13 protein-coding genes are annotated in these 13,515 nt (G+C 69.6%); 11 read left to right on the top strand and 2 right to left on the bottom strand.

Annotated elements, in window-relative coordinates:
- Window positions 1–5 precede the first annotated feature (5 nt).
- On the top strand, window positions 6–1,202 hold the full coding sequence (gene fxlM / locus ACZ6O0_RS05830) for a methyltransferase, FxLD system (RefSeq protein WP_465763663.1): 1,197 nt from the start codon (window positions 6–8) through the stop codon (window positions 1,200–1,202).
- Here the strand turns inward: fxlM and ACZ6O0_RS05825 are convergent.
- Window positions 1,186–1,818, bottom strand: a complete 633-nt coding sequence (locus ACZ6O0_RS05825) for a hypothetical protein (RefSeq protein ID WP_465763662.1) — start codon at window positions 1,816–1,818, stop codon at window positions 1,186–1,188. The genes fxlM and ACZ6O0_RS05825 overlap by 17 nt on opposite strands.
- A 132-nt stretch (window positions 1,819–1,950) precedes the next feature.
- Here ACZ6O0_RS05825 and efp point away from each other — a divergent pair, with 132 nt between their 5' ends.
- Both efp and nusB read left to right on the top strand, forming a co-directional pair.
- Window positions 1,951–2,514 (top strand): elongation factor P, encoded by a 564-nt coding sequence (gene efp / locus ACZ6O0_RS05820; RefSeq protein WP_465763661.1) that lies wholly within the window; start codon window positions 1,951–1,953, stop codon window positions 2,512–2,514.
- A 26-nt stretch (window positions 2,515–2,540) separates the two neighbouring features.
- A complete protein-coding gene (gene nusB / locus ACZ6O0_RS05815; protein ID WP_465763660.1) occupies window positions 2,541–2,951 on the top strand; it encodes a transcription antitermination factor NusB in 411 nt (136 codons plus the stop codon).
- Window positions 2,952–3,134: 183 nt separating this feature from the next.
- Here the strand turns inward: nusB and bldD are convergent, their stop codons facing one another.
- The gene (bldD, locus tag ACZ6O0_RS05810; protein WP_026163359.1) at window positions 3,135–3,647 is read right to left on the bottom strand and encodes a transcriptional regulator BldD; all 513 of its coding nucleotides are present in this window, start codon (window positions 3,645–3,647) and stop codon (window positions 3,135–3,137) included.
- A 205-nt stretch (window positions 3,648–3,852) separates the two neighbouring features.
- On the opposite strand from bldD, the gene pyrR reads away from it, so the two are divergent.
- Genes pyrR through pyrF form a run of 8 tightly spaced genes read left to right on the top strand, consistent with a single transcriptional unit; the run spans window position 3,853 to window position 13,489 of the window.
- On the top strand, window positions 3,853–4,458 hold the full coding sequence (gene pyrR, locus ACZ6O0_RS05805) for a bifunctional pyr operon transcriptional regulator/uracil phosphoribosyltransferase PyrR (protein ID WP_360375264.1): 606 nt from the start codon (window positions 3,853–3,855) through the stop codon (window positions 4,456–4,458).
- Window positions 4,458–5,393, top strand: coding sequence for an aspartate carbamoyltransferase catalytic subunit (locus ACZ6O0_RS05800; protein WP_465763659.1), 936 nt, complete (start codon window positions 4,458–4,460; stop codon window positions 5,391–5,393). The genes pyrR and ACZ6O0_RS05800 overlap by 1 nt, the downstream gene beginning before the upstream one ends.
- Window positions 5,390–6,682, top strand: a complete 1,293-nt coding sequence (locus ACZ6O0_RS05795) for a dihydroorotase (RefSeq protein WP_465763658.1) — start codon at window positions 5,390–5,392, stop codon at window positions 6,680–6,682. Before ACZ6O0_RS05800 ends, ACZ6O0_RS05795 begins: the two co-directional genes overlap by 4 nt.
- Window positions 6,679–7,173, top strand: a complete 495-nt coding sequence (locus ACZ6O0_RS05790; RefSeq protein WP_465763657.1) for a PH-like domain-containing protein — start codon at window positions 6,679–6,681, stop codon at window positions 7,171–7,173. The genes ACZ6O0_RS05795 and ACZ6O0_RS05790 overlap by 4 nt, the downstream gene beginning before the upstream one ends.
- The gene (gene carA, locus ACZ6O0_RS05785) at window positions 7,170–8,312 is read left to right on the top strand and encodes a glutamine-hydrolyzing carbamoyl-phosphate synthase small subunit (RefSeq protein ID WP_465763656.1); all 1,143 of its coding nucleotides are present in this window, start codon (window positions 7,170–7,172) and stop codon (window positions 8,310–8,312) included. Before ACZ6O0_RS05790 ends, carA begins: the two co-directional genes overlap by 4 nt.
- On the top strand, window positions 8,312–11,614 hold the full coding sequence (carB, locus tag ACZ6O0_RS05780) for a carbamoyl-phosphate synthase large subunit (RefSeq protein ID WP_465763655.1): 3,303 nt from the start codon (window positions 8,312–8,314) through the stop codon (window positions 11,612–11,614). The genes carA and carB overlap by 1 nt, the downstream gene beginning before the upstream one ends.
- Window positions 11,607–12,638 (top strand): quinone-dependent dihydroorotate dehydrogenase, encoded by a 1,032-nt coding sequence (locus tag ACZ6O0_RS05775; RefSeq protein ID WP_465763654.1) that lies wholly within the window; start codon window positions 11,607–11,609, stop codon window positions 12,636–12,638. The genes carB and ACZ6O0_RS05775 overlap by 8 nt, the downstream gene beginning before the upstream one ends.
- On the top strand, window positions 12,635–13,489 hold the full coding sequence (pyrF, locus tag ACZ6O0_RS05770) for an orotidine-5'-phosphate decarboxylase (RefSeq protein ID WP_465763653.1): 855 nt from the start codon (window positions 12,635–12,637) through the stop codon (window positions 13,487–13,489). The genes ACZ6O0_RS05775 and pyrF overlap by 4 nt, the downstream gene beginning before the upstream one ends.
- Window positions 13,490–13,515: the final 26 nt, after the last annotated feature.

Raw genomic sequence — 13,515 nt, 5'->3', positions numbered from 1 at the left:
CCGTCATGGCCGTCCTCCGCAACGACTCGGCGCAGGCAGAGTCGCTGCGGGCGGCCCTCACCGGGCAATTGGTTGCCGAGGGCACTATTCGGGACGAGCGGGTGGCGGCCGCGTTCCGGACCGTGCCGCGCCACCTGTTCATTCCGCACGCACCACTCGAGATCGCGTACGCGGACGACGTCGTCCTGATGAAGCGGAACGAGGCCGGCGTGGTGATCAGCTCGGTCTCCCAGCCGAGCATCGTCGCGCTGATGATCGAGCAGGCCGCGATCCGGCCGGGTGACCACGTGCTGGAGATCGGATCCGGCGGCTACAACGCCGCGCTGCTCCGGGAGCTGGCCGGGCCGGATGGAGCGGTCACCACGGTCGATATCGATCCGGAGGTGACCGACCGGGCGAGGGCGTTGCTTGACCAGGCCGGGTACGACAATGTCCGGGTCGTGCGTGCGGACGGGGAGTACGGCGTACCGGACGGGGCGCCGTACCACCGGATCGTGGTGACGGTGACGGCGTGGGACATCCCGACCGCGTGGGTCGACCAGCTCCGGGTCGGCGGGCGGATCGTCGTACCGCTGCGGGTGCGGGGTCAGACCCGGTCGATCGCGTTCGACCGGGTGGACGGTCACCTGGAGAGTCGGTCGACGACGCTGTGCGGGTTCGTCTGCATGCAGGGCGCCGGGGCGAACTACGAGCGGCTCGTCCCGATCGCGGGCGACCACGTGAGTCTCTGCTTCGACGAGGACCAGGAGGTCGAGGACCATCCGTACGACGGCGTACTGGCGCAGCCGCGGGAGCAGATCTGGTCAGGTGTCGTGGTGGACCGCGAGGAGCCACTGCTCGATCTGAATCTCTGGCTCGCGACCACACTGCCCGGGTACGGCGTTCTGTCCGGTGAGCTGGCCGGCGGGGCAACGCCGCGCGGGGGAGTCGCCGCGGTGGCGACCGGCGACAGCGTGGCCTACTTGTCGTGCCGTCCGGTCCGGTGGAGTCCGGCGTCGTTCGTGGAGCTCGGGTTCACCGGCCATGGTCCGGACGCGGGTGACCTGATCGACCGGATGGTCGATCAGCTGCGGATCTGGGACGCGCACCACCGGCGTGGTCCGGGGCCGGCCTTCCAGGTGCACGCGGTCGGTGCGGAGCTTCCACCGGGCCTTCGGATCGCCCGGCGGAACAGCGAGATCACCGTCAACTGGCCGGGGTGACTCCGGGGCGCGGTGGGTTGCGGACCGTCTCCCAGAGCTCGTCGATGTCGGAGCGGTCGTCGGGCTCGGGGGTGTCGACCCAGCCGCTGGCCCAGGTGTCCTGCTCGCGGTCCAGGTCGAAGATCGACTCGGCGAACGCGGCCGAGCCGACGTAGCGGGTCTCCTCCTCCTCCGCATCGTCGGCTTGGGCGGAGGGCGTCTTGCCGGCTGGAGCGACCAGGGCGCGGGCGTACCTCTGGGCTTCGAGGATGCCCATCTCCTGCTCGTCGCACAGCAGCCGGATCGCAGCGACCTCTTTGCCGGTCCGCATCAGCTCGCGCACGCGGGTGTCGAGGTCCTGCCGTGGCGCGGGCAGGTTGTTCTGCGGCGGGCGGTGCGCGGGCGGCTGGTACTGCACGGGCTGCCCCGATGACGCGGGACCCAGCTGGCCGGCGGCCTGGGTGAACTGACCCTGGAACTGGATCGGCTGGTTGCCGCCCTGCTGGGCCTGGATCCGCTCGATCAGCTTCTGCACGCGCGGGCTCGGCGTACCGGGGGACTTCGTGGACTGCTGCCTGGCTTTGTTGATCAGGCCCACGACGATCATCACCACGACGAAGATCACGAACCCCGTCATCGCTGCCTCCCCGGCGGCTGGTCGGTCTGGACTGCCAGCGTACGGCCCACCGGGGCCGCGGAATCGGAGGAAACCGGTGGTGAACGCTACAATCCGGTGTTACCGCTGATCGACTTCGAAGGGCATACCCGCGTGGCAACGACGAACGACCTCAAGAACGGCATGGTGCTCGACCTGGACGGGCAGCTGTGGTCCGTCGTGTGGTTCCAGCACCACAAGCCGGGCAAGGGCGGCGCCATCGTCCGGACGAAGCTGAAGAACGTGCTGTCCGGCAAGGTGGTCGACAAGACCTTCAACGCCGACGTCAAGGTCGATGTGGCCACGGTCGACAAGCGTGACATGACGTACCTGTACAACGACGGCTCGGCGTACGTGTTCATGGACAAGAGCACCTACGACCAGCTGCAGCTGCAGCCCGACGTGGTCGGCGACGCCGTCCACTTCCTGCTGGAGAACCAGGACGCCATCGTCGCCGTGCACGACGACCTCCCGCTGTACGTCGAGCTCCCGGCCTCGGTCGAGCTCCAGGTCGAGTACACCGAGCCCGGCCTGCAGGGTGACCGGTCCACCGGCGGCACCAAGCCCGCCAAGCTGGAGACCGGCTACACCATCCAGGTCCCGCTGTTCCTGACCACTGGCGAGAAGGTCAAGGTCGACACCCGTACCGGGGACTACCTCGGCCGCGTCACCTCCTGACCGAGCAAGAGAGCTGACAACAGAACATGTCTGCCCGTAGCAAGGCCCGCAAGCGCGCACTGGACGTGCTGTTCGAGTCCGAGGTCAGGGGGCTGCCGGTCGGCGGCACCCTGGCCGACCGGGTGGCCGACAACGACCCACCGGTGAACGAGTTCACCGTGGCGCTGGTCGAGGGTGTCGCGAAGCACATCGACGTGATCGACGACTTGCTGGAGACCCACTCGGTGGGCTGGTCGCTGGACCGGATGCCCGCGGTCGACCGGAACATCCTGCGGATCGGGACCTACGAGCTGTTGTTCGACGAGCAGGTGCCGGACGTGGTCGCGGTGAGCGAGGCGGTGTCGCTCGCGCGGGATCTGTCCACCGACGAGTCGCCGGCGTTCGTCAACGGCCTGCTGGCCAGACTGCTGCAGCTGAAGCCCACTCTGGGCGTCTGACGGGGACGAGGGGGGCGAGCCCTCCGGGAAACCAGGCCCGGTGACCGTCTCGGTACGGTCCCGGGCGGACTCAACGTCCCCGTGGTCGTGCATTGCCGGTACTGCGTTGTGCCGCGAGGCGGGCGGCCGTGGGCCAGCTGCTACGAGCCCCGACCGTCTCTGCTGCCTCCGTGTGGTACGGCGTCAGGCGCCGGCAGCCTCGGACTCCTCGACGTCACCCTTCGCCTCTGGGTTCAGCACACCCCAGGAGATGAAGCGCTCGGTCAGAGTCGTCGGCGACTCGTCGTAGATCACCGCGAGCGTGCGCATGTCGTCCTGACGGATCGACAGCACCTTTCCGTTGTAGTCCCCGCGCTGAGCCTGGATCGTGGCCGCGTACCGCGTCAGCGGACCGGCCTCGCTCGCGTCGAGGTGTTGCAGGGCCTCCAGGTCGAGGATCAACCGGGGAGGAGCGGCAGCCGCGGCCGCCGCGCTGGCCGAGCCAGGGAGCAGTTCACGGATGGGCACGCCGTAGAAATCGGCGAGCTCCGCGAGCTTCTGGACCGTGACGGCTCGATCGCCGCGCTCGTACGAGCCGACGACGACCGCCTTCCAGCGACCCTTGGACTTCTCTTCCACGCCATGCAGCGACAGCCCTTGCTGCTGGCGGATGGCACGTAGCTTGCCACCCAGTGTCTTCGCGTATTCGCTAGGCACGCTGGTTCTTCCCTCCGACTAGTTTCGTCATGTCCGGCCCGCCGGAACGGGCCGGTAGGTGAAACCCCCCTCGATTACACAGAGTAACAATATTCTGGGCCAGAGGCCAGCGTCAAGACGGCGTGTCACATCCGATACCATGTCAAGCGGTCCGAACGTCCTTTAAAGACCCGTCCAGAGAGGCGGGAAAGGAGGAACGGTAGCGATGAGCCCTGCCCAGAGCGCAGAGACTCCAGACGTCGCGCAGCCGCTGACACCAGCGCCGCGCACGGTCCTGGACGCTTCCGACATTTCCCGGGCACTGACCCGGATCGCGCACGAGATCCTCGAGCGCAACCGCGGCGCCGACCCGGTCGTCCTGCTCGGCATCCCCACCCGAGGCGTCGGCCTGGCCGCACGCATCTCCGCCCGGATCGCGGCGGTCGAGGGGCAGAGCGTGCCGACAGGGTCACTCGATGTGACCATGTACCGCGACGACATCGGTCTCAAACCGCCGCGCGGCCTGGAACACACCGACATCCCGCCGGGCGGGATCGACGGCAAGGTCGTCGTGCTGGTCGACGACGTGCTGTTCTCCGGCCGCACCATCCGCGCCGCTCTCGACGCGATCGGCGACATCGGCCGCCCGCGCGCCGTCCAGCTCGCGGTCCTGGTCGACCGCGGCCACCGCGAGCTGCCCATCCGCGCCGACTACGTGGGCAAGAACCTGCCGACCTCCCTGGTCGAGCGGGTCACCGTCCACCTGACCGAGTACGACGGGACCGACGCGGTCCTGATCGCGGACAAGACCACACCGGGGGTGAAGGCGTGATGAGGCACCTGCTGAGCGCGGGGGATCTGAGCCGGGACGAGGCGAACCTGATCCTGGACACCGCCGAGGAGATGCGGTCGCTGGCCGACCGCCCGATCAAGAAACTGCCCGCGCTGCGCGGGCGCACCGTGGTGAACCTGTTCTTCGAGGACTCCACCCGGACGCGGATCTCGTTCGAGGCGGCCGCCAAGCGGCTGTCCGCGGACGTGATCAACTTCTCGGCCAAGGGGTCGAGCGTGAGCAAGGGCGAGAGCCTCAAAGACACCGCGCTCACCTTGCAGGCGATGGGTGCCGACGGCGTGGTCTGCCGGCACGGATCGTCCGGCGCGCCGCACCTGCTGGCGACCTCGGGCTGGATGACCGGCTCGGTGGTGAACGCCGGTGACGGCACCCATGAGCACCCGACGCAGGCGCTGCTCGACGCGTTCACGATGCGACGGCACCTCGGCTCGCTGGAGGGCCGCCGGATCACGATCGTCGGCGACGTCCTGCACTCCCGCGTCGCCCGGTCCAACGTGCTGCTGCTGTCGACGCTGGGCGCCGACGTGACCGTGGTCGCGCCGCCGACCCTGCTACCGGTCGACATGACGAGCTGGCCGTGCGCCACGTCGTACGACCTGGACGGCGCGCTGCCGAAGAGCGACGCGGTGATGATGCTGCGGGTGCAGCGGGAGCGGATGAACGACGCGTTCTTCCCGAGCGCCCGCGAGTACACCCGGCGCTACGGGCTCGATGTGCACCGGATGGCCCAGCTGCCGGACGAGGCGATCGTGCTGCACCCCGGCCCGATGAACCGCGGGATGGAGATCAGCGCCGACGTCGCCGACTCCACCCGCTCGGTCATCGTCGAACAGGTCACCAACGGGGTCGCCATCCGGATGGCGGTCCTCTACCTCTTGCTGTCCGGAACCAATGACGAGGAGCAGACTGCATGACCGCGTACCTGATCACCGGAGCCAAGATCCTGGGCGGTGAGGTGGCGGATCTGCTGATCGACAACGGCGAGATCGTTGCTGTCGGCACCAACCTCTCGGTCCCCGACGGTACGACGAGGATCGAAGCCGCCGGCCTGATCGCGCTGCCGGGTCTGGTCGACCTGCACACGCATCTGCGGGAGCCCGGTCGCGAGGACGCCGAGACCGTTCTCACCGGCACCCGGGCCGCGGCGCTCGGCGGGTTCACCGCGGTGTTCGCGATGGCCAACACCGACCCGGTCGCCGACACCGCCGGCGTCGTCGAGCAGGTCTGGCGCCTCGGCCGCGAGGCCGGGTACGCCGATGTCTACCCGATCGGCGCGGTCACGGTCGGCCGGCAGGGGACCCAGCTCGCCGAGCTGGGCGCGATGGCGGACTCGGCGGCGCGCGTACGGGTGTTCTCCGACGACGGTGACTGTGTCTGGGACGCCGCGTTGATGCGCCGCGCGCTCGAGTACGTGAAGGCGTTCGGAGGCACGATCGCGCAGCACGCGCAGGAGCCGCGGCTGACCCAGGGCGCGCAGATGAACGAGGGAGCCCTCTCCGGCGTTCTCGGCCTGACCGGCTGGCCGAGTGTCGCCGAGGAGGCGATCATCGCCCGCGACATCCTGCTCAACGCGCACGTCGGCTCGAAGCTGCACATCTGCCACCTGTCCACCAAGGGTTCGGTGGAGATCGTCCGGGCGGCGAAGCGACGGGGGCTCGAGGTGACCGCCGAGGTGACCCCGCACCACCTGCTGCTGACCGAGGACCTGGCCGCCTCCTACAACCCGGTCTACAAGGTGAACCCGCCGCTGCGGACCAAGGAGGACGTCGAGGCGGTCCGCGAAGGTCTGGCCGACGGGACGATCGACATCGTCGCCACCGACCACGCGCCGCACCCGGTCGAGGACAAGGACTGCGAGTGGAGCGCGGCCGCGTTCGGGATGACCGGCCTGGAGACCGCGCTCAGTGTGGTCCAGCACGCGATGGTCGACACCAAGCTGATGACCTGGGCCGACGTGGCCGAGAAGCTGAGCTACCGGCCGGCCGCGATCGGGCAGATCAGCGATCACGGCCGCCCGCTGGAGGCCGGTGCACCGGCCAACCTGGTGCTCGTGGATCCGTCGGTGGAGAAGGCGGTCGAGCCCCGGGAGTCGGCGTCGCTGTCGCGGAACACGCCGTTCGCGGGGATGACGCTGCCGGGCCAGGTGGTCGCGACGTTCCTGCGCGGTACGCCGACCGTCCTGGACGGAAAGCTCACCCGGTGAAGGCGTTCCTGGGCATTCTCGGCACGCTGCTGATCCTCGCGGCGGCCTACTACGGCATGTTCCGGGGCTGGCGGAACCGCCAGTCCCGGCAGGCCGATCTCGGCCCACTGCCGACGGCGCCCGAGGGCGCGCCGGCCCGGGGCGTCGAGGGTGTGTACGTGGCGACCACCACGGCCGGCGACTGGATGGACCGGATCGCCGTGCACGAACTGGGCGTCCGCAGCACCGCGGACCTGGCCGTCAGTGAGGCCGGCCTGATCTTCCACCGGCAGGGCGCGGCGGATGTGTTCATCCCCGCGGACCACCTGACCGGCGTCCGGACCGACCGCGGCATCGCCGGCAAGGTGACCGCGGAGAAGTCGGGCCTGGTGGTGGTCACGTGGAACCACGACGGCCGCGCGCTGGACACCGGCTTCCGGCCGCGCCGCAAGGCCGACACCGCCACCCTGACCGAATCCATCGCGACTCTGATCGGAGCCGAGCAAAGATGAGCCAGCCAGCACTGCTGGTCCTGGAGGACGGCCGGTCGTTCGCCGGTACGTCGTACGGGGCGACCGGGGAGACGTTCGGCGAGGCGGTGTTCACCACCGGGATGACCGGCTACCAGGAGACGCTGACCGACCCGTCGTACCACCGGCAGATCGTCACCCAGACCGCGCCGCACATCGGCAACACCGGGGTGAACGACGAGGACGACGAATCACAGAAGATCTGGGTCGCGGGGTACGTCGTCCGCGACCCGGCCCGGGTGCCGTCGAACTGGCGGGCCACCCGCTCGCTCGACGACCAGCTCAAGGGCCAGGGGATCGTCGGGATCTCCGGGATCGACACCCGGGCGCTGACCCGGCACCTGCGTGAGCGCGGCGCGATGCGCGCCGGGATCTCGACCGAGATCCTCGACCCGCGAACCCTGCTGGAGAAGGTGTTGCAGCAGCCGCCGATGGCCGGTGCGGACCTCGTCGAGGAAGTCACCACGACCGAGACCTACGTGGTCCCGGCCGAGGGCGAGAAGCGGTTCACCGTGGTCGCGCTCGACCTGGGGATCAAGTCGATGACGCCGAAGCGGATGGCCGAGCGCGGTATCGAGGTGCACGTGCTGCCGGCGACCGCGTCCCTCGACGAGGTCCTCGCGGTGAACCCGGACGGCATCTTCATGAGCAACGGCCCGGGCGACCCGGAGACCACCGAGCACCCGACCACGCTGCTCAAGGAGCTGCTGCAGCGCGGCAAGCCGTACTTCGGGATCTGCTTCGGCAACCAGGTGTTCGGCCGGGCGCTGGGGCTGGGCACGTTCAAGCTCAAGTACGGGCACCGCGGGATCAACCAGCCGGTGCTCGACCGGGCCACGGGGAAGGTGGAGATCACCGCGCAGAACCACGGGTTCGCGGTGGACGCGCCGATCGAGGAGACGGTCGAGACGCCGTACGGGACGGCTGAGGTCAGCCATGTGTCCCTGAACGACAACGTGGTCGAGGGACTGCGGTTGACCGGCCACGACGGTCGCGTGCTCGCGTTCTCTGTGCAGTACCACCCTGAAGCGGCGGCGGGTCCACACGACTCGGCCTACCTGTTCGACCGCTTCGTCGAGTTGATGACTGTCCATTCTGAGCAAATGGAAGGGCGGGCCTGATGCCGCGGCGTACAGACATCGAGTCGGTCCTGGTGATCGGCTCCGGCCCGATCGTGATCGGTCAGGCCTGCGAGTTCGACTACTCCGGCACCCAGGCGTGCCGGGTGCTGCGGGAAGAGGGCTTCCGGGTCGTCCTGGTGAACTCCAACCCGGCCACGATCATGACGGACCCGGAGTTCGCCGACGCGACCTACGTCGAGCCGATCACCCCGGAGTACGTCGAGAAGGTGATCGAGAAGGAGCGCCCGAACGCGCTGCTGGCCACCCTCGGCGGCCAGACCGCGCTGAACGCGGCGATCGCGCTGCACGACAACGGCGTTCTGGAGAAGTACGGCGTCGAGCTGATCGGCGCGTCCGTGGACGCGATCCAGCGCGGTGAGAACCGGGAGTCGTTCAAGCACATCGTCGAGAAGCTCGGCGCCGACGTCGCGCGGTCGCACATCTGCCACACCCTGGACGACGTGATGGGCGCGGCCGCCGAACTCGGCTACCCGCTGGTGGTGCGGCCGTCGTTCACGATGGGCGGCGTCGGCTCCGGCATGGCGTACGACGAGGCCGACCTGCGCCGGATCGCCGGGGCCGGCCTGCACGCCAGCCCGACCACCGAGGTGCTGATCGAGGAATCGATCCTCGGCTGGAAGGAGTACGAGCTGGAGGTGATGCGCGACAAGGCCGACAACGTCGTGATCATCTGCTCGATCGAGAACGTCGACCCGATGGGCGTGCACACCGGTGACTCGGTCACGGTCGCGCCGGCGATGACGCTGACCGACCGCGAGTACCAGGTGATGCGGGACCTGGCCATCGGCATCATCCGCGAGGTCGGCGTCGACACCGGCGGCTGCAACATCCAGTTCGCGGTGAACCCGGACGACGGCCGGCTGATCGTGATCGAGATGAACCCGCGGGTGTCCCGCTCGTCCGCACTGGCCTCGAAGGCCACCGGCTTCCCGATCGCGAAGATCGCCGCGAAGGTCGCCATCGGCTACACCCTCGACGAGATCCCGAACGACATCACCCGGCAGACGCCGGCCAGCTTCGAGCCGACGCTGGACTACGTGGTGGTGAAGGTGCCGCGGTTCGCGTTCGAGAAGTTCCCGGCCGCGGACGCCACGCTGACCACGCACATGAAGAGCGTCGGTGAGGCGATGGCGATCGGCCGCAACTACACCGAGGCGCTGCAGAAGGCGCTGCGGTCGCTGGAGAAGCCGGAGGCCCGGTTCTCCTGGGCCGGTCAGCCGGCCACCGATCTGGAGCCGTTGCTGGAGGCAATCAAGACGCCGCAGGACGGCCGGCTGCGGATCGTCATGGACGCGATTCGCGCCGGGGCGACGCCGGAGCAGATCTTCGACGCGACGCGCATCGACCCCTGGTTCGTGGACCAGCTGTACCTGATCCACGAGACCGCGCTGCAGGTCGCGGCCGCGCCGCGGCTCACGCCCGAGGTGATCAAGCTGGCCAAGCGGCACGGGTTCTCCGACCTGCAGCTGGCCGAGATCCGCGGGCTGACCGAGGACGTCGTCCGGGGAGTCCGGCAGGCGCTCGGGATCCGGCCGGTCTACAAGACGGTCGACACGTGCGCGGCCGAGTTCAAGGCCGAGACGCCGTACCACTACTCGTCGTACGACGAGGAGACCGAGGTCGCACCGCGGGATACCCCGGCCGTGCTGATCCTCGGCTCCGGGCCGAACCGGATCGGCCAGGGCATCGAGTTCGACTACTCCTGCGTGCACGCGTCGATGGCACTGCGCGAGGCCGGCTACTGCACGGTGATGGTGAACTGCAACCCGGAGACGGTCTCGACCGACTACGACACCTCCGACCGGCTCTACTTCGAGCCGCTCACCTGCGAGGACGTCCTCGAGATCGTGTACGCCGAGATGCAGGCCGGCCCGGTCGCCGGAGTGATCGTGCAGCTCGGTGGGCAGACGCCTCTCGGCCTGGCGCAGCGGCTCGCGGATGCCGGCGTACCGATCGTCGGGACGTCGCCGGCCGCCATCCACCTGGCGGAGGAGCGGGGCGCGTTCGGCAAGGTGCTCGCGGACGCGGCGCTGCCGGCCCCGAAGCACGGTACGGCGCTGTCGCCCGACGAGGCGCACGTGATCGCCGAGGAGATCGGGTTCCCGGTGCTGGTGCGGCCGTCGTACGTGCTCGGCGGGCGCGGGATGGAGATCGTCTACAGCGCGGCCGAGCTGAGTGCGGCGCTGGAGCGGCTGGGTGGTGGCGAGGCGTTCGAGCATCCGGTGCTGATCGACCGGTTCCTCGACGACGCGGTGGAGATCGACGTCGACGGGCTGTTCGACGGCGAGGAGCTGTTCCTCGGCGGCGTGATGGAGCACATCGAGGAGGCCGGGGTGCACTCGGGCGACTCCTCGTGCGCGCTGCCGCCGATCACGCTCGGGAACGCCGACATCGAGAAGATCCGGAAGTCGACCGAGGCGATCGCCCGCGGTGTCGGCGTACGGGGTCTGCTGAACGTGCAGTACGCGCTGGCCGGGGACGTGCTCTACGTGCTGGAGGCGAACCCGCGGGCGTCGCGGACGGTGCCGTTCGTGTCGAAGGCGACCGCGACGCCGCTGGCCAAGGCGGCGGCCCGGGTGATGCTCGGGGCAACGGTCGCCGAGCTGCGGGCCGAGGGCCTGCTACCGGCCGAGGGCGACGGCGGGACGCTGCCGACCTCGACGCCGATCGCGGTGAAGGAGGCCGTGATGCCGTTCAACCGGTTCCGGACCGTCGACGGCCGGTCGGTGGACACGGTGCTCGGGCCGGAGATGCGGTCGACCGGCGAGGTGATGGGGATCGACGACACCTTCGGGACGGCGTTCGCCAAGTCGCAGGCGGGGGCGTCGCAGCCGCTGCCGGGCGCGGGCAAGGTGTTCGTGTCGGTCGCGAACCGGGACAAGCGGCACATGATCTTCCCGGTGAAGCGGCTGGCGGATCTCGGCTTCCAGATCTACGCGACCGAGGGGACGGCGGACGTCCTGCGGCGCAACGGGGTCGAGGCGGTCACGGTCCGCAAGAGCAGCCAGGGTCCGGGGCCGAACGGTGAGCCGACGATCGTCCAGATGGTCCAGGACGGCGAGCTGAACCTGATCGTCAATACGCCGATCGGCATCACCAAGGGCGGTTCGCCGCGACTGGACGGCTACGAGATCCGGAGCGCGGCGGTGGCGCGCAACATCCCGTGCATCACCACGGTGCAAGGGCTGGCGGCCGCCGTACAGGGCATCGAGGCCCAGCAGGCCGGGGACATCGGTGTCCGGTCGCTGCAGGACTGGGTGCCGAGGATCCGCGGTGTATAGGCGGGTCGTCCGGCCGGTCCTCTACCGGCTGGGGAAGGGCGACGCGGAGGTCGCGCACGAGCAGACGCTCAACGGCCTCCGCCTGCTCGACAGGGTTCCCGGTGCTGCGGCAGCTGGAGCCCGGCTGTTCGGCTCCGTCGCTCCCCGCACGGTATTCGGCGTCCGTTTCCCCTCGCCGGTGGGGCTGGCCGCCGGGATGGACAAGAACGGGATCGCCTTGCGGTCCTGGCGGGCCGTGGGCTTCGGGTTCGTCGAGGTCGGCACGGTCACCGCGCATCCGCAGCCGGGGAACGAGAAGCCGCGGCTGTTCCGGTTGGTCGAGCACGAGGCCGTGATCAACCGGATGGGCTTCAACAACCTCGGCTCCGAGGCGCTGGCGTCGCGGCTCGCGGCCTACGGTGACCTGGGCTATCCGCTCGGGATCTCGATCGGGAAGTCGAAGGTGACGCCGCTCGAGGACGCCGTCGAGGACTACGCGACCTCGCTGCGGCGGCTCTACCGGTACGGCGACTACTTCGCGGTCAACGTCTCGTCGCCGAACACGCCAGGCCTGCGGTCGCTGCAGGACGCCGGTCACCTACGGGAACTGCTGACCGCGTTGCGCGACGAGGCATCGTCGTTGAGCACCGGTGGGCTGGACGGCAAGCCGATCCTGGTGAAGATCGCGCCCGACCTCACCACCTCGGCGATCGACGAGCTGTTGCAGGTCTGCACCGACGTCGGCGTCGCGGGGATCATCGCGACGAACACGACCATCGGACGGCCGGGCGTCTCGGAGCATCCGCTGGCGTCCCAGGCCGGTGGGTTGTCGGGCCGGCCGCTGGCAGAGATCGCGGCCAAGACCGTCGCGCACATCCACGCGGAGACGCAGGGCGCGCTGCCGATCATCGGGGTCGGCGGCATCCTCGAACCCGCCGACGCCACCCGGCTGTTCGACGCCGGGGCCAGTCTCGTCCAGGTGTACACCGGGCTGATCTACCGCGGGCCCGGCCTCATCCGCCGCATCAACCGAGGACTGACATGAACAACGAACCTTTCGGGACCCGGCTCCGCGCCACCATGGACACCCGCGGTCCGCTCTGCGTCGGGATCGACCCGCACGCCCACCTGCTCGACCGGTGGGGCCTCCCGGACACCCCGGAAGGCCTGGCGTCCTTCACGTACGGCGTCGTCGACGCGCTCGCCGACCGGGTTGCGGTGTTCAAGCCGCAGTCCGCGTTCTTCGAGCGGTTCGGGTCGGCGGGGATCGCCGTCCTCGAGCAGGCCACGATCCGGCTGCGCGAGGCCGGCGCACTCGTGATCATCGACGCGAAGCGCGGTGACATCGGCAGCACCATGGCCGGCTATGCGTCCGCGTATCTCGCCGAGAAGGGCCCCTTGGCGTGTGATGCCCTCACCGTCAGCCCGTACCTCGGCTTCGGCTCGCTGCAGCCGGCCATCGACGAGGCGCGCTCGGCGGGTGCGGGTCTGTTCGTCCTCGCACTGACCTCCAATCCGGAAGGCCCGCAGTTCCAGTCCGCACGGACGGTCGAGGGGCCGACGGTCGCAGGCGCCGTACTGGACGGTCTGCTCGAGCTGAACCGGAGCGACCTGGGCGACGCCGGCCCCGAGGCGCTCGGGTCGTTCGGCGCCGTCGTCGGCGCGACGATCGCATCGACCGACGAGAACCTCGACATCCGCGGCCCGCTCCTGGCGCCGGGCCTCGGTGCCCAGGGCGGCACCGCGGACGGGTTGGTCAAGGTGTTCGGGCCGGCGGTGCGGAACGTCGTCCCGGCGAGCTCGCGGGAGATCCTCGGGGCGGGTCCGTCGGCCGGCGCGCTGCAGGATGCGGCCGATCGCGCGAACGACGCGTTCCGGACGGTCCTGGGCTACTGACAAAAGCCGGTCCGGACCGGTAGAAT

The organism is Kribbella sp. NPDC048837 (assembly GCF_055586945.1).
This window is presented reverse-complemented; position numbering and strand designations above follow the sequence as displayed.